General features: G+C 46.5%; 16 protein-coding genes. 4 read left to right on the top strand and 12 right to left on the bottom strand.

Annotated elements, in window-relative coordinates; genetic code table 11:
• Positions 1–126 precede the first annotated feature (126 nt).
• The 3 genes from bla to SD450_RS15300 are packed head-to-tail and all read right to left on the bottom strand — an operon-like array spanning position 127 to position 3,079.
• Positions 127–855 carry a subclass B1 metallo-beta-lactamase gene (gene bla, locus SD450_RS15310; RefSeq protein WP_318345335.1) on the bottom strand — a complete coding sequence of 243 codons (729 nt, stop codon included), beginning with the start codon at positions 853–855 and terminating at the stop codon, positions 127–129.
• On the bottom strand, positions 852–1,763 hold the full coding sequence (locus SD450_RS15305; RefSeq protein WP_318345334.1) for a GYDIA family GHMP kinase: 912 nt from the start codon (positions 1,761–1,763) through the stop codon (positions 852–854). The genes bla and SD450_RS15305 overlap by 4 nt, the downstream gene beginning before the upstream one ends.
• A complete protein-coding gene (locus SD450_RS15300) occupies positions 1,760–3,079 on the bottom strand; it encodes a hydroxymethylglutaryl-CoA reductase, degradative (RefSeq protein ID WP_318345333.1) in 1,320 nt (439 codons plus the stop codon). Before SD450_RS15300 ends, SD450_RS15305 begins: the two co-directional genes overlap by 4 nt.
• A gap of 179 nt (positions 3,080–3,258) precedes the next feature.
• Between SD450_RS15300 and SD450_RS15295 the strand changes: the two genes are divergently transcribed.
• Together SD450_RS15295 and SD450_RS15290 are read left to right on the top strand one after the other, a co-directional pair.
• Positions 3,259–5,418 carry a S9 family peptidase gene (locus tag SD450_RS15295; RefSeq protein WP_318345332.1) on the top strand — a complete coding sequence of 720 codons (2,160 nt, stop codon included), beginning with the start codon at positions 3,259–3,261 and terminating at the stop codon, positions 5,416–5,418.
• Positions 5,419–5,437: 19 nt separating this feature from the next.
• Complete coding sequence (locus tag SD450_RS15290) at positions 5,438–6,940, top strand: peptide MFS transporter (protein ID WP_318345331.1); 1,503 nt, start codon at positions 5,438–5,440, stop codon at positions 6,938–6,940.
• Here SD450_RS15290 and SD450_RS15285 read toward each other — a convergent pair.
• The 5 genes from SD450_RS15285 to surE form a co-directional block, all read right to left on the bottom strand.
• Positions 6,933–8,951, bottom strand: a complete 2,019-nt coding sequence (locus tag SD450_RS15285; protein ID WP_318345330.1) for a ComEC/Rec2 family competence protein — start codon at positions 8,949–8,951, stop codon at positions 6,933–6,935. The two genes, SD450_RS15290 and SD450_RS15285, sit on opposite strands and share 8 nt — an antisense overlap.
• Positions 8,952–8,968: 17 nt before the next feature.
• On the bottom strand, positions 8,969–9,529 hold the full coding sequence (locus SD450_RS15280; RefSeq protein WP_318345329.1) for a C40 family peptidase: 561 nt from the start codon (positions 9,527–9,529) through the stop codon (positions 8,969–8,971).
• A gap of 33 nt (positions 9,530–9,562) precedes the next feature.
• Positions 9,563–10,675 (bottom strand): lipid-A-disaccharide synthase, encoded by a 1,113-nt coding sequence (lpxB, locus tag SD450_RS15275; RefSeq protein WP_318345328.1) that lies wholly within the window; start codon positions 10,673–10,675, stop codon positions 9,563–9,565.
• A gap of 90 nt (positions 10,676–10,765) precedes the next feature.
• Positions 10,766–11,053 carry a hypothetical protein gene (locus SD450_RS15270; protein ID WP_318345327.1) on the bottom strand — a complete coding sequence of 96 codons (288 nt, stop codon included), beginning with the start codon at positions 11,051–11,053 and terminating at the stop codon, positions 10,766–10,768.
• Positions 11,040–11,822 (bottom strand): 5'/3'-nucleotidase SurE, encoded by a 783-nt coding sequence (gene surE / locus SD450_RS15265; protein ID WP_318345326.1) that lies wholly within the window; start codon positions 11,820–11,822, stop codon positions 11,040–11,042. The genes SD450_RS15270 and surE overlap by 14 nt, the downstream gene beginning before the upstream one ends.
• Positions 11,823–12,026: 204 nt before the next feature.
• On the opposite strand from surE, the gene SD450_RS15260 reads away from it, so the two are divergent.
• The gene (locus tag SD450_RS15260; RefSeq protein WP_318345325.1) at positions 12,027–14,198 is read left to right on the top strand and encodes a carboxy terminal-processing peptidase; all 2,172 of its coding nucleotides are present in this window, start codon (positions 12,027–12,029) and stop codon (positions 14,196–14,198) included.
• A 71-nt stretch (positions 14,199–14,269) separates the two neighbouring features.
• Positions 14,270–15,067 (top strand): DNA/RNA non-specific endonuclease, encoded by a 798-nt coding sequence (locus SD450_RS15255; protein WP_318345324.1) that lies wholly within the window; start codon positions 14,270–14,272, stop codon positions 15,065–15,067.
• Here the strand turns inward: SD450_RS15255 and rodA are convergent.
• From rodA to mreC, 4 genes are read right to left on the bottom strand one after another with little or no spacing between them, the layout of a single operon-like run.
• The gene (rodA, locus tag SD450_RS15250; RefSeq protein WP_318345323.1) at positions 15,064–16,347 is read right to left on the bottom strand and encodes a rod shape-determining protein RodA; all 1,284 of its coding nucleotides are present in this window, start codon (positions 16,345–16,347) and stop codon (positions 15,064–15,066) included. The two genes, SD450_RS15255 and rodA, sit on opposite strands and share 4 nt — an antisense overlap.
• Positions 16,337–18,205, bottom strand: coding sequence for a peptidoglycan D,D-transpeptidase FtsI family protein (locus SD450_RS15245; protein ID WP_318345322.1), 1,869 nt, complete (start codon positions 18,203–18,205; stop codon positions 16,337–16,339). Before SD450_RS15245 ends, rodA begins: the two co-directional genes overlap by 11 nt.
• A 59-nt stretch (positions 18,206–18,264) precedes the next feature.
• Positions 18,265–18,771 (bottom strand): rod shape-determining protein MreD, encoded by a 507-nt coding sequence (locus tag SD450_RS15240; RefSeq protein ID WP_318345321.1) that lies wholly within the window; start codon positions 18,769–18,771, stop codon positions 18,265–18,267.
• A complete protein-coding gene (gene mreC / locus SD450_RS15235) occupies positions 18,764–19,579 on the bottom strand; it encodes a rod shape-determining protein MreC (protein WP_318345320.1) in 816 nt (271 codons plus the stop codon). The genes SD450_RS15240 and mreC overlap by 8 nt, the downstream gene beginning before the upstream one ends.
• Positions 19,580–19,626: the final 47 nt, after the last annotated feature.

Here is a 19,626-nt window from a genome sequence, read left to right as displayed (position 1 = left end):
TCGATCAAAGGGTTTGATAAACAATTGTCAAACATAAGATCAATAATCCAGATGATCGGACCCCAATTGACGGATGCCCCGTTTGGGTTGACGGATAGATGAAAAGCTGGGGGAAATGTTAAAAAATCACTCCCTAAAAAGAGCTATGGTGTAATCGAGAAGTTCGCTGTCCCCACTTTTGCCATGACCTGGCACAACAAACGCGGTATTGGGGTATTTCGATTTGATTCTGGAAACCGTTTGGGACCATTCCGAAACATTGGCATCCTCTAAATTTCCTTTACCAGCCCCCGTGGATTTGATCAAACAGCCTCCGAACATCACATTTTCAGTCAGGAAATAGGCAATGATGTTGTCTGGAGTGTGGCCTTCACCGATATAGTCCAGAAGCACTTTTTCATCCCCTACCTCTAATTCCATAAAGTCAGCGAACCCATGTTGCGGACGCTTCCCTTCTTTTTCGGAGAGCAATGCAAGGGTCTTTTGATGGGCATATGAAGGAATGCCCCTTTCATGAAAGGTGTTGAGCCCGCCAACGCAATCATCGTGAAAATGGGTGGCCACAACAGCCTCTATCGCAATGTTTTGTGATTCCAACCATTTGATGAGTTCCTCAGATACCAAGCTGTCCACAGGGGTGTCCAGCACGATGGCCTTCCCGTCATCCACCACGATCATCCCATTGCAGGCCACCCTTCCAAAGCTCTCGGTCTCCAGATAGGAGATGTGTATGAAGGTGTGTTCCGTGAGCGGCACGATTTCCAGAGTGTCGGTTGTGAGGGCAATCTGCCTTTCTTTCTTTCCGCATGAGAAAAGGATAAGGCAAGTCAATAGGATAAACAACGTTTTTTTCATTGGAGGACCATTCTTGAATAGGGTACAACAGTTTCATAGCCTTTTGCCTTGAAGTAGGCCAAGGATTTTTCATCGCCTGTGGCCAGCACAAAATCACCGCCCCAAGCCCCAAGGCTTTTCACCGAGCCAAAATAATCGGGAAAAAGACGTTGCTTCACCGGGGCACATTGCAAAACTTCGGAAAGCAGGGCTTCGTGTTCTTCCATGAAGGTCTCGAATCCGGCCAAAGTAGAGGCAGCTATCATTTTTTTGGTGATGTTCGAAATGTTTTTTACCAATTCCGATGGATCTGACTGCTGTTTCCTATAGTTGGCAATGGCTTCTTTGCTGCTCTGTTTTTCATTGAGGTGGACAAAGTAGAGCGATTCTTTGAACAGCGGGTCAAAATCCACTTTTTCAACATGTGGGGCACCATTTTTTAACTGATAGGTTATCGGCGAATTGTATTGTGCGCAGGCAATATCGTACCCGCTTCCGCCAAACGCGTTCCATAGCAGTTGGTATGCATCCACCCGTGCCCATTGCGCCAAATTGTTGATGAGGGTCGAGGATGTGCCCAATCCCCATGATTTGGGAAAGGTAAGATGCGTTTCTATTTGAAGACCATCGCTATCGGGCAACAATAAAGGGTTTTGGGCATTGGCCTCCAAAAGCAAGGTGGTCAATGTTTGGGAAGTCGCTTCATCGGAAGTGGAAAGTGTGGCCAAATTTTCCAGGTCAAATTTTGCCCTGAACCAAACTTCATGGTTCTCATCAAAACTGGTCCATTCCAATATCCCCGAAGAAGTGGGCATCACCTCGAGGGATTGCCCATAACTTGTGGGAATGGCCAGCCCCAAGGCCCCATCCAAAATAGCATACTCCCCGGAAAGCAATAGTTTGCCGTTGCTGTAAAAGGCTTTTTTCATTGTTGTGATTTCATCTTTTCCAAAGCCTCCTTGACCGAGGCATTCGTCACCGTATGGTACTTGAAGTGTTCCACAAGTTGCTGCTTTTCATTTTCCGTGGCCCCCATCTGGTTGAGCATGTTCAACAAGTGCATCTTCATGTGTCCTTTTTGGATGCCCGTGGTCACCAGGCTTCGGATGGCGGCAAAATTTTGGGCCAATCCCGCAACGGCAACAATCTGCATCAATTCCTTTGCTGATGGATTCCGGAGGATTTCCAAGGCCAATTTCACCAAAGGGTGCAAAGAGGTCAACCCGCCTACCGTGCCAAGGGCCAAAGGCACCTCGATCCAAAAGCTGAAAATCCCATCTTCGATCTTGGCATGCGTCAAGCTCGAGTATTGCCCATCCCTTGCCGCATAAGCGTGCACACCTGCCTCAACTGCCCTAAAATCGTTCCCGGTGGCAAGGACAACGGCATCAATGCCGTTCATGATGCCTTTATTGTGCGTAACGGCCCTGTAGGGCTCCACTTTGGCAATGTCAACGGCCCTCACGAATTTTTTGGCAAATGTTTCCCCGGGCATTTCACTATTGCCCAAATCCGAGATAGGGCAACATACCTCTGCCCTTACGAGACAATGGGGAACATAGTTGGATAAAATGCTCATCACCACTTCAATGTTTTTTTCCTCTTCGGTGAAAACATCAAAAAGGAGCGCCTGCTCTTTAAAGGTTTTGGCAAATTGCTCCAGACAGGAATTGATGAAGTTGGCCCCCATGGCATCCAAGGTCTCAAAAGTGCAGTGGAGTTGATGGTACCCTTCTATTTTATCACTGAGATCACGAAGTTCAATAGTGTTGATGCCGCCCCCGCGTTTTACCATGTTCTGGGTGATGGAAGAAACACTTCCCAGAAGCTTTGGTTTTACCCAAGCGAAAAATTCGGATAGTTTTTTGGGGTCACCTTGGTATATAAAATGTACCTGTCCAATTTTTTCCGTACCCAGAATTTCCGTTTTAAATCCGCCGCGTTCCAACCAAAACTTGGCCGCCTTGCTGGCTGCCGCGACCACAGAGCTCTCTTCAATGGCCATGGGAACCGCATACAGATTGCCGTTGATCAAAAAATTGGGCGCAATGGCAAACGGCAGATAGTAATTGGAAACGGTGTTTTCTATAAACTCATCGTGCAATTTTTGGACTCGGGGGTCCATGTTCCAATACTGCTCCAAAAGTTGCTTCGTGGCCTTGGCATCCTTGGTGCAGTGGGTGGCTATCCAATCGATTTTTTGGGTTTTGGACAACTTGGAAAATCCTTCAACGGGAGCGTTCATAAAGTTGGGTTAAAGGAATCAAATATAAGGATAATACCATCTTTGGTCGTACTAAGTACAACAATTGGGTATGGACGGTCTGTTCCAAAAGCACTGTTCTTGTTGCACTTGCAACATTAAAGTTTATTTTTCCGATAAATATTAGTAAACTTGGGAGTTTTTAATCAATTTTTCACTTCATGAACAAACAGTCTCTCCTAGTCCTGCTCCTTTTGGGATTTTTGACTTTTTCCACGGCACAAAAGAAAAAAATAACCCTTGAAGAAATTTGGGGCGGGGAATTCAGGACCGAATACATGGACGTGCTCCGCTCCATGAACAACGGGACACAATACACCATTTTGAATACCGAACGTTCCCCACGTTCCAGCAGTCTGGACAAATATGATTACGAGACCTTGCAGAAGGTGGAGACCATTGTGGCCTCTTCGGAAAGTGTGCCCTATTTTTCATCCTACTCCTTTAGTGATGATGAGTCCAAGGTACTTTTGGCGACAGAGGTGGAGCCTATTTTTAGGCGTTCCAGTCTGGGCATTTTCTATGTGTACGATATCTCCTCCAAGGATTTGGTGAAAATCTCCGAGACCAAGATCCAAGAACCCACACTTTCCCCTGACGGAAGCAAAGTGGCCTATGTGCTCGATAATAACCTTTATATTTTGGATCTTTCTGCAAGGACCACAAAGCAAGTCACCACGGATGGGAGCAAGGGCACCATCATCAACGGGGTCACCGATTGGGTATATGAGGAGGAATTTGGGTTTGTGCGCGCCTTTGAGTGGAACAGTAACGGCACCAAAATCGCATTCTTGCGATTTGATGAGACCGAAGTTCCCCATTTTTCCATGGATGTGTATGGAAAAGAACTCTACCCCTATCAACATGAGTTCAAATATCCCAAGGCAGGCGAGAAGAATTCCGTCGTAACCCTTCACATGTATGATGTGGCCTCGGGTAAAATTTCAAATGTGGACATGGACGATCCATACTATATCCCACGGATCCAATGGATGAACAACCCCGACCACTTGAGCGTACAGACCTTGAACAGGCACCAGAACGATTTGAAACTCTACGCAGTGAATGCAAAAGATAATTCAATTTCCGTTTTGTTGGAAGAAACGGATGAAGCCTATGTGGACATTGATGACGACCTGACTTTTTTGGACAATGACAGCTTTATCTGGACCAGCGAGGCCGATGGATACAACCACCTTTACCTTTATGGAAGGGATGGAAAATTGAAGAACCGCATTACGCAGGGCCCTTGGGAAGTGACACGATATTATGGTTACGATGAAAAGCACGACCGTATTTTTTATCAGTCCGTGGAAAACGGTTCCATCAACAGGGGCCTTTATAGTATTTCCACCAATGGAAAGCGCAAAAAAGGCCTATCAACCGAAGAGGGAACCAATTCAGCCGCGTTCAGCAATGATTTCACCTATTACATCAACACCTATTCAAGTGCGAGCGTTCCTTACAGATTCACATTGCACGATGCATCCAGCGGTAAGTTGGTGAAGGAGATCAAGGACAACTCAGCTTTGCTGAACAAACTGGAAGAATACGAAATTGCCCCCAAAGAGTTTTCCACCATCAACATCAATGGGTATGATCTAAATATGTACATGATCAAACCCTCCGATTTTGACCCAAACAAAAAATACCCGTTGTTCATGTTCCAATACAGTGGTCCCGGTTCCCAATCGGTCTCCAACAGTTGGATGGGCAGTAACGATTATTGGCACCAGCTTTTGGCATCCGAGGGTTACATCGTGGCCTGTGTGGACGGTAGGGGCACCGGTCTAAAAGGGCGCGACTTTAAAAAATTGACCCAAAAGGAATTGGGCAAATATGAAGTGGAAGACCAGATTGCCGCGGCCCAAAAATTGAGTGAGCTCCCTTATATCGACGGGAACAGGACCGGCATTTGGGGGTGGAGCTACGGCGGGTTTATGTCCACCAACTGCATTTTGAAGGGCAATGATACTTTTGAAATGGCCATAGCCGTGGCGCCCGTGACCTCCTGGCGATTTTATGACACCATTTACACCGAAAGATACATGCAGACCCCACAGGAAAATCCCAGTGGGTATGATGACAATTCCCCGTTCAACTATCCAGAATTGTTGAAAGGAAAATATCTGTTGGTACATGGTTCGGGCGATGACAACGTTCACGTCCAGAACACCATGCGCATGATCGAGGCCTTGGTGCAGGCCAACAAACAGTTCGACTGGGCCATTTATCCCGATAAGAACCACGGAATCTATGGGGGCAACACCCGACTGCACCTCTATACCAAAATGACCAACTTCATCAAGGAAAATCTATAATCAAACCAACCAAATAATTATGTCAGATGTTTTAAAATCTACTGCGGGCAAACCTAAATTCAGACATCCAAGAGGATTGTATGTACTGTTTTCCGCTGAAATGTGGGAGCGCTTTTCATACTATGGCATGCGTGCCATCCTTATTTTGTTCATGACCACCGATGCCGCTCAAGAAGGGCTTGGTCTGACCACTGAAACTGCGGGTGCTGTTTATGGCCTTTATACTGCTTCGGTGTATTTGATGACCTTGCCGGGAGGCTGGTTGGCCGATAATATCTTTGGACAGCGAAAGGCCGTTTTTTATGGAGGTGTCTTGATTATGATAGGCCATTTGGTTTTGGCCATTCCAGGTTCCCCGATGATATTTTTCACGGGACTTGCTTTTGTGGCCTTGGGGACCGGATTGTTGAAAGGAAACATCAGTACCTTGGTTGGAGAGCTTTATGAAAATGAAGATGGTGCCAAACGAGATGCAGGATTCTCCATCTTTTATATGGGAATCAACTTAGGGTCTTTTGTTGGGCAGATACTGGTTCCCCTTTTGGCAGAATATAATTGGCATTTAGGTTTTGGATTGGCCGCTGTGGGGATGTTGTTGGGACTTATTTCCTATAAATTCTTCGCTCCAAAATATTTGGGGGATATAGGGATGGTGCCAAAGGTCAAACAATTGGAAAAAACTGGAAAAACCAATAAAAAGGGCACTTATGCGATAGTTGCCTTTGTTCTGGTTCTGTTGGTTGTTCTTCAATTCACGGGCAGTATAGATGTGACCACGGCAACGGGAATTGCCCAAGCTTTGGGGCTTATCATTGTGGTGATCACCATGGGATATTTTCTCAACATCCTTTTCAATGGAGGCCTTTCGGTTCCCGAAAAGAAAAAGGTGTCCGTAATATTCATCCTTTTTGTGGGCATTGCCATTTTTTGGTCAGGTTTTGAACAAGCAGCATCATCTTTGAATTTGTTTGCACGCGATTTTACCGATCGATTTATAGGAGGCTGGGAAATGCCTGCCGGGATGCTGCAATCCTTCAACTCAGGTTTCATCATCATTTTTGCTCCGATTGTAGGGGCCATTTGGGTAAAATTGGCCGCTAAGAACATTAACATCAGGACCCCGTTCAAGTTTGCCATTGGCCTTATTCTACTTGGATTAGGGTTTTGGGTGATGGTTGGAGCTGCCCATGTTGCGGCCAGTGGAGCCAAAGCAGGTATGTTTGCGTTGATACTTACATATTTTCTGCATTCCATTGGAGAATTGACCATTAGTCCCGTGGGACTCAGTGCCACTAGTAAATTGTCGCCACGAAAATATTTGGGCCAGATGATGGGCATATGGTTTGTTGGGGCAGCTTTGGGTAACTTGATTGCAGGACTGATCGGGGGTAACTTTGATCCCGAAAATGTGCTCGAAATGCCAAATATTTTCCTCAACGTTGTGTGGGTTTCGGTTGGGGCCGGATTGGTATTCTTTGCGGCCAGTCCGTTCATCAAAAAATGGATGGGGGATGTCACTTAATAGGTTTTAGAATCATAACATCAAAATCATAATATCCCTTTTCACCCGTGTAGTGGAAGGGGATTTCTTTTTGGGCACAGGTTCTTTGCCATTGGCGGACCATGTTCCTATAATTGCTCCCATCGGCCAAGATCATTTTGGGACCAATGGAATCCAACAACCGTCCCAGATTGATTTTTGGCGATTGGGTGAGCAACACATAATCGGGCTGTTTTTCCAAAGGAAATAGACCGAGGCTGTCCACGATGTATAACCTTTTTTGACCAATCAGATAGCTGTTTTTAAGTGGGGACAAGGTCGTATGTTGGATGCGCTCCGCAACAGCGTAATCCAAGGCCAGACTGCCCAGATTGGTACTGTCGGATGACAAAATCTGTAAATCCCTGCCAGTTTGATGAAGCAGGACCGTGTTTCGGGATTTATGGGCAAGGATGAGCGCCTCTTTTTGGTACAGTTGGGTCTCGTTCCAGATGTTCCAAGCTTGAAAGGCCATAATTCCACCAAAGAGTACCAAGGCCATTTTCCATTTGGGTTTGGACAAATAGGCGACCAAAGCTATAACGATGAAATAGCCCAGCAACAATTGTACGCCATCGAATGGAATGTCCTTGATGATAAAACCTTCTTGCCGGGCCACCCATCCCACAATGGAATTCATCATCCGGATGGTCCAATTGAACCCATCGACCAAAAAAGCGGGGAGCAGATCGGCCAATGCCAATGCAATGACCAAAACTCCCAGTCCCAATATCGATCCCAAAAAAGGGATGATGAGCAGGTTGGAAACAAAGAAAAGTGCCGGAAACTGGTGAAAATGGAACAAACTGATGGGCAACACCCCCAACTGGGCCGCAACGCTCACCGAAAGTAACTGCCACGTTTTTCGGATGACGATATTTTCCGGAAACCAGAACCGTTGCAGTTTCGGATAGATCCAAACAATGGCGAACACCGCTGCATAGCTCATCTGGAACCCCACTTGGAACAGGAACAATGGTTTCACCAACACTATGGACAGCATGGAAAGCACAATAATGTTGAATGAATTGGTTGGGCGGTTGAGGGACATGGAATAGGCCAAAAAGGAAAACATGGTCACCGCACGCACAATGGAAGGGGACAACCCTGCCACAAAGGCATAGGTCCAGAGCAACAGGACAATCACGGCCAGTTTCAAGGTTTTGCCCTTGGGCAAACGTTCCAATGGGGTCAAAAGAAATTGCAGCAACAGCAGCAAAATGCCCACATGGAGCCCGGAAACCGCCAAGATATGTACCGCGCCCGCATTTTTGTAGTTTTCATAGGTGTTTTCGGAGATGTCGTCCCGTTGGCCCAACAAGAGGGCTTGGATCACTGCGAGCTCATCGTCCCCGAAATTTTCCTTCTTCAATTTTGAAATGATGTGCTCCCTAAACCCTTGGGCCTTGCCCAAAAGCGTCGGGGATGGATTTTTTTCAATGATGATGGATTTATGGTCGGACCTGATCTGATGATAGACCCCTTGTTTTTTCAGATAATCCTTGTAATCGAACTGATGAGGGTTCAAGGGCGGTTGGATGGTTTCTGGTCTTGCCAGTACAAACACTTCATCATCGACCTTGAGTTTGGTCTTTCCTGAATCCGAAGGAAGCACCAAGAGCAGGTTGCCCTGTTTTTCTTCATTTCCCACAGAATTCACTTGGACCATATAGCGCTGGGTATATGGATTGGGTTTGAGCACCTCCCTCACCTTTAGGTGCCAGAGGTTTTCATTGGCCAGATCTTGGCTGGAATAATGGTGTGGCATACCATTCGATGTTGCCATCCCAACAACGAAGATGCCCAGACACAATGAAGTTGCCATGGTCGCCAGCTCAAAGTACGGGAACCCTTCCCTGGGTTGTCTTTTGCCCGTCCAAAAAAGAACGGGCAGCAAGAGGACCAAACAGGTCAAGGGCACGAGCGGTGCGACATCGGCATAAAAACCGACAACAATGCCCAAAATGACCCACAAGGTGAGTTTAATGGACACAAAATTGAATTGCTGCACTATAGGATGCGCATCGCCTTTACAAAAGCGTGGTTCCAGTATCCTTCCCGTAACGAGGATACCAGAACGCCCCTTGAGGTCGTGGCGTGGATGAACTGTATGTCATCGCCGTCCACTTCCACCACTAGGCCCACGTGGTTGATGCGTTTTCCTGTTTTTGAGGTCTGAAAATAGAGCAAATCGCCCTTTTGCACGTCTTCCACCCTTATTTTTTGGCCCTCCAAGGCCATTTGGTGGGAAGCTCGTGGAAAAGAGATGCCGTTTTCCTTTAAGGAAACATAAACCAAACCAGAGCAGTCCATGCCCTTATTGGTGGTGCCCCCATACTTGTACCGGGTTCCTGAAAAAGTCATTGCGGTGGAGATGATGGCTTCGGCCTTTTCATTTTTCCGTTCATCCTTTTTCCGCTCTTCCTTTTTGGGTCTGGGTACGGAGATGGTGTTTTCGGTGGACCCCTCTACCGAAACGGTTCGGGTCTTGCTGTAGGTTCGTTTCTTTTTACCGGGACCACAGGCCGCAACGGTAAAAATCAATAGTAAGATTATGGTTTTTCGTAACATCCAAGAATAGATTTACTTTCTTGGATGATAAAACTACGCATTTTCAACGATTAATCGGGCGGCCAATTGACTGGCCCCTTCTCCACCCAATTTTTCTTGGAGCAATTTATAATCGGACAGGATGCGCTCACGTTCGGGCCCTTCAATGATCTTGGAAAGTTCTTTTTTGAGGTTTTTTGTTGTCAATTCGCTCTGAATCAATTCCTTGACAACTTCCCGATCCATGATGAGGTTGACAAGGGAGATGTAGTCCAAAGTGATGATACGCTTCGCAATCTGGTAGGAGATCCAATTGCCTTTGTAGCAAACGACTTGGGGAATGCCAAAAAGAGCGGTCTCCAAGGTTGCCGTTCCGCTGGTGACCAATGCGGCATGGGAGTGTTTGAGCAAAGTATAGGTCTTGTTGGAAACATAGTTCACGGTGTCCCCTTTCAGAAATGGGGCATAGAAATCGTCCGAAAGGCTCGGTGCCCCAGCAATGACAAATTGATGGTCGGGAAAATCTTTTTTGACCGAAAGCATTACGTCCAACATTTTCTGCACTTCCTGTTTTCTGCTGCCGGGAAGCAGGGCGATAATGGGTTTGTCGGGGTCCAGATTGTTTTCCCTTCTAAAAGTTTCATTTTCCTGAAGCGGAGTGCCCACTATGGCATCGATCAATGGATGGCCCACAAAATGGACGGGATAGTTGTGCTTTTTCCCATAAAAATCTTTTTCAAAGGGAAGGATTACATACATGGCATCGATGTCCCGTTTGATTTTTTTGATTCGGCCTTCCCGTGAGGCCCAGATTTGGGGAGAAATGTAATAGTTGGTCCTGAACCCATTTTCCTTCGCCCATTTGGCTATCCGAAGGTTGAACCCTGAAAAGTCAATGAAAATAACGACATCGGGATGGAACTTCTGGATGTCCTGCTTGCAGTAGGCAATGTTTTTAAAGATGGTGGGTATGTTCTTGATGACCTCCAAAAAACCCATGAAGGCCATGTCCTTGTAGTGCTTGGCCAATTCGCCACCGGCCTTTTGCATCAGATCACCGCCCCAGCAACGGATTTCGGCCGATGGGTCTTCTTTCTTCAAGGCCTTGATGAGGTTGGACCCATGCAGGTCCCCAGATGCTTCGCCGGCTATGATGTAATATTTCATTTGTAAGTGTCAAATTCAACCATCAAGTTCAAGATTAAACCCAAGTAAATCCTATTAACATTGAATTTGTTCTTGTACTTGTTTTAGGCTTTATGTCATTACTTTATATATCAAAATTACCAAAGCCGTAACCAAAGTGGCCAGCATGACCCCTCTTGCCCTAAGGTCCCTTTTGATCCGTAGAAAGCCAAAAAACGCAATCAGGTTCAAGATGGCGCCCAGTGCCAACAAACTGCCAATATGTCCTTGGGCCACGGCCGCATGGAAGGTGTCCACGATGCCTAGGTCCGAAAACATCAGAATATAGAGCAACGTACCAAAGGTATTGGCAATGATGCCCACGATAAAACCGATCAAAATCTCTTTATTTTTGCCCATTTAAATTCCAATTGTTTATTTGCTGTATGGCATGATGTGCCGTTAGGTCAAATTGTGTGGGTACAATCGAAATATACCCTTGGGCCAAGGCCCATTCATCCGTATCCTGTCCCTTGTCCAATAGTTCAAATTCCCCCGTGAGCCAATAATAGTCCTTCCCCGACGGGCTTGTGCGCTTGTCAAACTGCTCTTTCCAATTGCCTCTGGCCTGTCTGCAGATCTTGATGCCCTTGGGCGCCTTTTCACTTTTGGGAATGTTCACATTGAGCACGGTTCCTTTGGGTATCCCGTTGGTCAATGCTTCCGAAACAATTTTTTTGACGGCCCCCAACGAAGGTTCAAAGTTGGCATCCCACGAATAATCACAGAGGGAAAAACCAATGGCGGGAATCCCCTCGATCCCTGCCTCGATGGCAGCACTCATGGTACCCGAGTAGATGACATTTATGGAAGAATTGGCTCCGTGGTTGATGCCGCTTACACAGATGTCCGGCGTTCGGTCCAAAATGACCCGAAGGGCCAGTTTTACACAATCGGCGGGGGTACCGCTGCAACTGTATTCAATGGGCGCGCCTTCCTTCTGGTCCACCACTACTTTCTTTGAAAAAAGGGTACTGTCCACAGAAATGGCGTGTCCCATGCCCGATTGTGGACTGTCCGGGGCCACTACGACCACCTCGCCGATCTCCTTCATGGTGCGTATCAGGGCCCTGAGCCCGGGAGCGGTTATTCCATCATCATTGGTGACCAGTATGAGCGGTTTTTCCATCCTGTATAATTAATGCTGTAAAAATACGTTTTTCAAAAGGATATGAACCCTTGGGCGTTTAACAAAAAATTAAAAGCGGCGTACAGAACTGGCACGGTTTTTTCTGTATCTTAGGGAATTCATACAAGTAGAAACGACGGATGACGCAATGATGATTTGACGGTATGAGGTCAGACAATTTCGCTCCCGAATAAAACCATATCTATGAAAAAGAACTTCATCTTGGCACTTTTGGTGATTCTTGTGGCAGTTGCCTCTTGCAGTTTTACCAATAAGTCTTTTGAAAACGATGACAAGGACAAGTTGCTCCTGGAATTGATTGCCTATGTATTGGAAAGGGGCCACTACGAGCCCAAGGACCTGAACGATGAATTCAGTTCCAATGTATTCGATGATTTCATCGACATCGTGGATCCCACCAAAAGATATTTTCTTGAAAGCGATGTAAGGGAATTTGAAAAGTACAGGTTCATGATCGATGATGAGATCAAGAATACCGACATCACTTTTTTCAACATTGTGTACCAGCGTTTGATGGTACGGATGGAAGAAGCCAAGGAAATCTATAAAGAAGTGCTTTCCGAACCTTTTGATTATACGGTCGATGAGAGCATCAATATCGATTATGCCGAACAGGAGTTCGCCTCCAGCAAAAAGGAACTTAAGGAACGTTGGAGAAAACAGCTCAAATACAACACCCTGACCGTTTTTGAAGACAAGATTGAAAATAGGATTTCCGATGCGGCAGGGGATGCGGATGCAGGAACCGATGCTGCCATAGCCTTCAATGAGATTCCGGGTACTGTGGACAAGGCACTCACTGAAGAAGAGGCAAGGGAGGTTACCCGAAATACCTTGGACGAGTTCTTCGATTTTGTGGATGATTTGGAACGCAAGGATTGGTTTGTGCAATACCTCAATACCATAGTGGAGGAGTTTGACCCCCACACCTTCTATTTTGCACCCGATGAAAAGGAAAAGTTTGATATCGGTATGTCGGGTAAGTTTGAAGGAATCGGGGCAAGATTGCAGAAAAAACCCGAAGGGGCCAAGATTGTGGAGATCATTTCAGGAGGTCCGGTCTGGAGGGACCAGACCCTTGAAGTGGGCGACGAAATATTGAAAGTGGGACAAGAAGGCGAAGAACCCATCAATATTGTGGGAATGCGCCTTGACGATGCCATAAAGTTGATCAAGGGACCAAAGGGTTCCGTGGTGCACCTGACCGTTAGAAAAGTGGATGGGACCATCGAAACCGTCTCCATAACTAGGGACGTTGTGGAGCTTGAGGAGTCTTACGCCAAATCCGCCACCATCGAAAGTGGGGATACGAAATACGGCCTCATCAACCTTCCTAAATTCTATGTGGATTTTGAAGACTATTCCGAGCGCAATGCCGCCACAGATGTGGCCAAAGAGGTGGAACGTCTCAAAGAAGCCGGTGCCGAAGGCATTATCTTGGATTTGAGGGACAATGGAGGTGGCTCCTTGAAGACCGTTGTGGAAATGGCAGGCTTGTTCATCAAGGACGGCCCCATTGTACAGGTACGCTCCTCAGGGCAGCGAAAAGAAATCCATGAGGACAAGGACGAACGCATCCAATGGGACGGCCCGTTGGTCATTTTGGTGAACGAACTGTCCGCATCTGCATCGGAAATTTTGGCTGCTGCCATGCAAGATTACAAAAGAGCGGTGGTTATAGGTAGCAAACAGACCTTTGGCAAGGGAACGGTCCAAAACGTGATTCCATTGGATAACATCGTACGTGGCAATGAACATGGAGACCTTGGAGCCATTAAGTTGACCACCCAAAAATTCTACAGGATCAATGGGGGATCTACCCAATTGGAAGGCGTCAAAAGTGATATTGTGGTTCCGGACAAGTACAGTTATATCGACCTTGGGGAGAGGGACCAACAGAATCCATTGGGTTGGGACAAGATCACACCGGCCGATTACAAGGAATGGGACGGTTATATCGATTTTGAATCTGCCGTGGAGAACAGCAAGAAACGGATGGCCAACAATCCACAGATCAAATTGATCGAGGAAAATGCCAAATGGATCAAGGAGCAACAAGACGAGAACGTCATTCCATTGAGCTATGATGCCTACGTGAGCAAAGCTGAGGAAGCCAAGCGCCAATCTGAAAAGTTCAAGACACTTAGGGACTATGATTCCCAATTATCTTTTGGCTCGCTCAATTATGAAACGGAACTCTTCACCCAAGACTCTGTGCTCAGGGAAAAAAGGGACAGATGGCACAAAGAGTTGGCGAAGGACATCTACGTGGAAGAAGCCGTGAACGTGTTGAAGGACCTTCACTTGAACAACATCAAAAATCAAGAACGAAAACTGGCCAGCGTAAAAGGATGACCAGTTTGTAAAAAATAGAAAGGACCGACCCTAAAGGGTCGGTTTTGTTTTTTCTATAAACCTGACCAAGATTGAGAACCAAGACCCTATACAGCATATTGATCGCTGTCTGCATTATCGGCTTTTGGCTGTTTGAGAATTTTTATACGCCTGACACCTATTCCAACCCGCAGCGTACCGATGCGCCCGCTGTCTATGCGGATTTTTTGCCAAGTTCCACCACAGGTGAAGTCGTCAAACATGAATTCTATACACTTTCCTATAGCGAACCCCACGAACAGGCTGAATGGGTGGCCTATGAGCTCAAAAAGAACCATTTGACCCATGATGACCGGAAACGGCCGTATTTTATTGAAGACCCAAAAGTGTCCAGTAAATCAGCCGATTGGAGGAACTACAGGGGCTCTGGATATGATAGGGGGCACTTATGTCCGGCGGGTGACAGACGGTTTTCGGAACAGGCCTACAACGAGACATTCTATACCAGCAACATCAGTCCGCAGGACAAGGAATTCAATGCTGGGGTGTGGAACCGGTTGGAGCAACAGGTCCGTACTTGGTGCAGAAGATATGGCGATTTGGTAGTCATTACTGGTGGAGTGTTGGAAGAAGGTTTGGAAGAGATTGGGGAAGAGGATGTGGATGTGCCCAGGGCATTTTATAAAATAATCCTTCGGAAAGAAGGGGAGCAAATGAAGGTCTTGGCCTTTTTGATGGACGCAAGGGAAAGTCAAGCCCCGTTGGACACTTTTTTGGTGCCCGTAACCACGTTGGAAGCCCGGACCGGATTGGATTTTTTTCAGAAACAGCCCAAATCTTGGCAGGACAGGCTGGAAAAAACAGTGGATGCTTCCGGCTGGGATTTCTAGATACCGTCCTTTAATCGGTTGGAATCCAGTTTTAGGAAGATGAACAGCAGCATCGAGAAAAAGATGAGCCCCGAGCCTCCATAACTAAAGAAAGGAAGGGGAACACCTATGGTGGGGAGCAACCCGATCACCATTCCGATATTGATGAAGTAGTGGAACACCAAAATGGAGATCACCCCATAACCATACATCCGACTGAAATCACTTTTTTGACGCTCCGCAAGATGGATCAACCTTAAAAAGAATATGGAGAACAGTAAAATAACGGTCACGGTGCCCAAAAAACCCCATTCTTCGCCCACTGAGCTAAAAATGTAATCCGTGTGCTGTTCCGGTACAAAATCGCCCTTGGTTCGGGTGCCTTCCAGAAAACCTTTTCCAATAAAACCACCCGATTCGATGGCCTTTTCAGACTGATAGGTGTTGTACCCGATGGTCTTTCGGATTTCCTCCAATTTTTTTTCATCCTTTTCCAAGCTCAGCCAAAGGGCAAAACGGTCTCTGTGGCGTTGTTCAAACACATGCTCGTACACCAAGTTTACCGATAGGGAGAAGAGAATGGATATGATGATGACCCCCACAACGGGCAGAACCGGAATTTTTACGGAAGCTCTTTTAAAAGTATAGACCAACAACGTCAGAATGACCAGCCCAATGGTGACCCAGACCGTGCCGAACATAAGCGTGGTCGCGAACAGCACGACCGTGACCAATAGAATTCCCAAATAATAGAGCGGAAATCCTTCCCTGAAGAGTACAAAGAACAGTGAAAAATAGATCAGGGCACTTCCAGGATCGGGTTGCGGCAATATGAGGAGTGCGGGCAACAGAATGATGATCAAGGCATACATTTGGTGCTTTCGGGTCCGGATGTCGGTCTGAATATCGCTCAGGAACTTGGCCAAGGCAAGGGACGTTGTCATTTTGGCCAACTCGGAGGGCTGTAGGTTGAAAAAACCAAGATCATACCATGAGGTGGCCCCGGCTATGGTTTTTCCAAAGACGAAAAGCCCCAAGAGCAGTACGATGGAAACCATATAAAAAATGGACGAGAACCGCTCAAAGAAACTGGATTCCACAAAGAGTACTAAAATGATGCCCAACACGGCAATGCCAAAAAAGAACAACTGCTTTCCGTAAAGTGTGGAGAAATCAAAAATGGAACCGTCCGCATCGGTCAGGGAAGTGGAGTAGATGTTGACCCACCCAATAAAGACCAAAAGCAAGTACAAAATAACCGATATCCAGTCAATTCTTCCAAAAGGACCCTTACCACTCACGCTGATTTATTTTGAAAGGTTCCCCACTGTAGGGTTTGGCATATTCATGCTCCAAGGTTTTTTCCAACATCTTTTTTTCCAGATCGGTCCGTGTGATTTCGCCCTTGATGTATTTTTCAATGAGAAGAGAGGCGATGTGCCCTGCATAACGTGCACCAAAATAGCCATTTTCAATATAAACGGCTATGGCAATCTGCGGATTTTCCACAGGCGCAAAGCAAACGAACACCGAGTGGTCCGTGAGCTGCATGCGTTCACCATCTATCCGCACAAAATTTTCCACCGTGCCGGTCTTTCCTGCAATGTCCACTCCGGGAATCTTCAGCCATCTCGCCGTTCCGTATTCATATACATTGGCCATTCCCTCTATGACGGGGTCAAAATGCTTTCTATCTATGGTAGTGTAGTTGGGTTCGGTGTATTTGGGGTCGATGGCTCCCGAACCTCCTATTTTCTTGATGATATGGGGCGTATAAAAATAACCACGGTTCGCAATGGCAGCCGTCATGTTGGCCAACTGCAAAGGGGTCGCAGCAACTTCTCCCTGACCGATGGAATTGGAAATGATGGTGGATGCGGCCCATCTGCCATCACCATACCATTTGTCATAATAACCTTTGTCCGGAATCCTGCCCGGCGCCCCCGTAGGAAGGTCGGTGCCCAAATAACCACCAAGGCCAAAACTCTTCATGTGCTTTTCCCAAGCATCCATCCCCTGATCTGTGGTTGGATATTTGTCATAAATTTTTCGGAACACTCCAGCAAAATAGGCGTTACAGGATTGGTAGATGCCAGAGTTCATGTCCCTTACCCCACCGCCGCAGTGGCAGCCCCTCAAAGTGTTCCCCACATAAAAACCGTGGTAGCACCTAAAGGTGGTTTCCGGAGATACGACCCCTTCTTGTAAGGCAATCAATGCATTGAGCGTCTTGAATGGGGAACCGGGCGAGGGTTGCGCCAAAATGGAACGGTCCCAAGTGGGTTTGGCAATGGAATCGTAATGCAGTTTGCTGTAGTTTTTGGAGCGTTCCCTGCCCACCAGTAGCGCAGGGTCATAGGTGGGGCCTGAAATCATGGCCAGAATCTCGCCTGTCTTGGGTTCTATGGCGACAACGCCACCCCGTTTGCCATGCATCAGCTTCTCGCCATATTCCTGGAGTTCTTTGTCCAAAGTGATCTGTATCTCATTCCCGGGCTTGGGCAAGGTGTCCAATCTACCTTCTTTGTAAGGGCCGATATCACGATTAAATCGGTCTTTTTGGATATGCTTTACACCTTTTCTGCCCCTAAGCTCCTCTTCATATTGTTTTTCAATGCCAGTGTGTCCCTTGAGTTCCCCGGCCACATAGTAGGGGTTATTCTTGAGTTCCCATTCGTTCACCTCGCTGATATAGCCCAGCACATTTGCCGCGCTGTGGGTGTTGTAGTAGCGCAATGATCTTTTTTGGATGTAGAAGCCCGTAAAATGGCGCATTTTTTCTTGCAGCTTCGCATAGTCTTCCTTGGAAAGTTGGGGGACCAATACAGAGGGCAGACGGGGCGAATAGTGCCGCGCAATATCCATCTTGGACACAAAAGTGGCCTTGTCAATGCCCAAAAGTGAACAGAATTCCAACGTGTCCAGAGGTTTTACTTCCCGTGGGATGACCATGACATCATAGGCAGGTTGGTTGCCCACCATGAGTTTGCCATTTCTGTCGTAGATGTATCCGCGTTCCGGATAATCATAGATTTTTTTGATGGCCGGATCATCCAATATCTGATCTGGGGAAAAACGAAAAAGCTGTAAATAGGAGAGCCTTCCTATGAAGGTGAACCCTATGATGACGATAATGGATGACAATAACAGCTTTTTCATAATCAATCGACTGGAGTTGAGCTCCCAGTTCTTTGTATTTCAACGAAGCAACTTCAATTTTATTCGCTTTTGGGACTAAAAAGTGAGCTGAAAAGCGTACAAAGTATTAAAGTTACGATACCTGTGGCAAAAACTTTCTTCAAAGTTAAAAGGAAGTGGGCGATACTTAAAATTTCCAGTGAAAAGAATAGCAAATGGTGAATCAAGATCAGCAAGGCCAGAAAGGTCACCCGCTGGATCTTGGTGGTATTCTTGAAACTGAAATTCTGGAACTCATAGTTCACCCCAAAACAGAACCTCATGATCACGGGCCTTGCATAGGCCACGGTCAAAGAGGCAATGGCATTCAAGGCCAAGGTGTCCGAAAAAATATCGATGATGAACCCCAACAGAAAGGAAACGACCATAAAAAGGGCCCTGTTGCTCTTGAGAGGGTACCAATAAAAGAAAATCACATAGACCATCGGGTTGATGAAGTCCATGAAATTCAAGGTGTTGAAAATCAAGACCTGGGCGAGGACCAATAGCACAAAACGGAATATGTTCAATAAAATGGTGCTATTCATTGGTGGTCTTTGCTTCGAGTTCTTGGATCTCTTTCCGATTTTTGTTCTCGATCAGGTACACATTCTTGATGTTCGCCATATCGTTGAAGAGTTCCACATCAATATTGTAGAAACTCTTGGATTCGTTCAGGTCATACTTTTTGATGGTCCCGATGGGAATGTTCTCGGGAAAGATGCTGGACATTCCCCCGGTCACGATGGTATCGCCCACCACCAAAGGCACCAAACGTGGGATGTCGATCAGTTGGGCCACAGTGTAGTCTTGGCTGGTCCAGATCAGGGACCCAAAATAATTGGTGCCCTTGATCTTCGCGTTGATGTTGGACTTTGAGTTGAGGATGCTCTGCACGGTGGAGAAATTGTTGGAAACATTTTCCACAATGCCCAAGATGCCCTGCGTAGTGATGACACCCATGTCCTGCTTCACGCCTTGATTTCTTCCCTTGTCTATGGTGAGATAATTTCTGGGAGAAACAAAACTGTTCTTGATGAGCTTGGCACTGATCACTTCATAGCTGACCATGGTGGAATCCAATGGCTGAACGCTGTCGTTCTCCAAATTGAAGAGCAATTTCCGCAGGTACTCATTCTCCTCCACCAATCTCCTGTTCTCTTCGCGAAGGCCAAAATAGGACGAAACATCAGCTCCCGAAGCGTAGATGCTTCCCGAAATCCATTTGGAAGAATTGAAAAATCTGGACTGATGGTAGGAGTGTGACCTGACCGTCATCACCAACGAAATGAGCGCAAGAAAGCAGTAGAGAAATGCATTTCTATAGCGTAGGATAAAGTTGATGATGCGTTGCATGCAATCGTATCGTTAAGAAAAATTTTGAACGCCTTCAAGGTAATGGA

It is taken from the genome of Flagellimonas baculiformis (assembly GCF_033441575.1).
In the GTDB taxonomy this organism is placed as follows: domain Bacteria; phylum Bacteroidota; class Bacteroidia; order Flavobacteriales; family Flavobacteriaceae; genus Flagellimonas; species Flagellimonas baculiformis.
Note: the sequence above shows the minus strand (reverse complement) of the source record. Positions and strands in the feature narration are given on the sequence as shown.

What these genes read in the sequence shown, in the direction of transcription:
- bla (WP_318345335.1), bottom strand. Translation starts at nt 855, where the DNA reads ATGAAAAAAACGTTGTTTATCCTATTGACTTGCCTTATCCTTTTCTCA.
- SD450_RS15305 (WP_318345334.1), bottom strand. Translation starts at nt 1,763, where the DNA reads ATGAAAAAAGCCTTTTACAGCAACGGCAAACTATTGCTTTCCGGGGAG.
- SD450_RS15300 (WP_318345333.1), bottom strand. Translation starts at nt 3,079, where the DNA reads ATGAACGCTCCCGTTGAAGGATTTTCCAAGTTGTCCAAAACCCAAAAA.
- SD450_RS15295 (WP_318345332.1), top strand. Translation starts at nt 3,259, where the DNA reads ATGAACAAACAGTCTCTCCTAGTCCTGCTCCTTTTGGGATTTTTGACT.
- SD450_RS15290 (WP_318345331.1), top strand. Translation starts at nt 5,438, where the DNA reads ATGTCAGATGTTTTAAAATCTACTGCGGGCAAACCTAAATTCAGACAT.
- SD450_RS15280 (WP_318345329.1), bottom strand. Translation starts at nt 9,529, where the DNA reads ATGTTACGAAAAACCATAATCTTACTATTGATTTTTACCGTTGCGGCC.
- lpxB (WP_318345328.1), bottom strand. Translation starts at nt 10,675, where the DNA reads ATGAAATATTACATCATAGCCGGCGAAGCATCTGGGGACCTGCATGGG.
- SD450_RS15270 (WP_318345327.1), bottom strand. Translation starts at nt 11,053, where the DNA reads ATGGGCAAAAATAAAGAGATTTTGATCGGTTTTATCGTGGGCATCATT.
- surE (WP_318345326.1), bottom strand. Translation starts at nt 11,822, where the DNA reads ATGGAAAAACCGCTCATACTGGTCACCAATGATGATGGAATAACCGCT.
- SD450_RS15260 (WP_318345325.1), top strand. Translation starts at nt 12,027, where the DNA reads ATGAAAAAGAACTTCATCTTGGCACTTTTGGTGATTCTTGTGGCAGTT.
- SD450_RS15245 (WP_318345322.1), bottom strand. Translation starts at nt 18,205, where the DNA reads ATGAAAAAGCTGTTATTGTCATCCATTATCGTCATCATAGGGTTCACC.
- SD450_RS15240 (WP_318345321.1), bottom strand. Translation starts at nt 18,771, where the DNA reads ATGAATAGCACCATTTTATTGAACATATTCCGTTTTGTGCTATTGGTC.
- mreC (WP_318345320.1), bottom strand. Translation starts at nt 19,579, where the DNA reads ATGCAACGCATCATCAACTTTATCCTACGCTATAGAAATGCATTTCTC.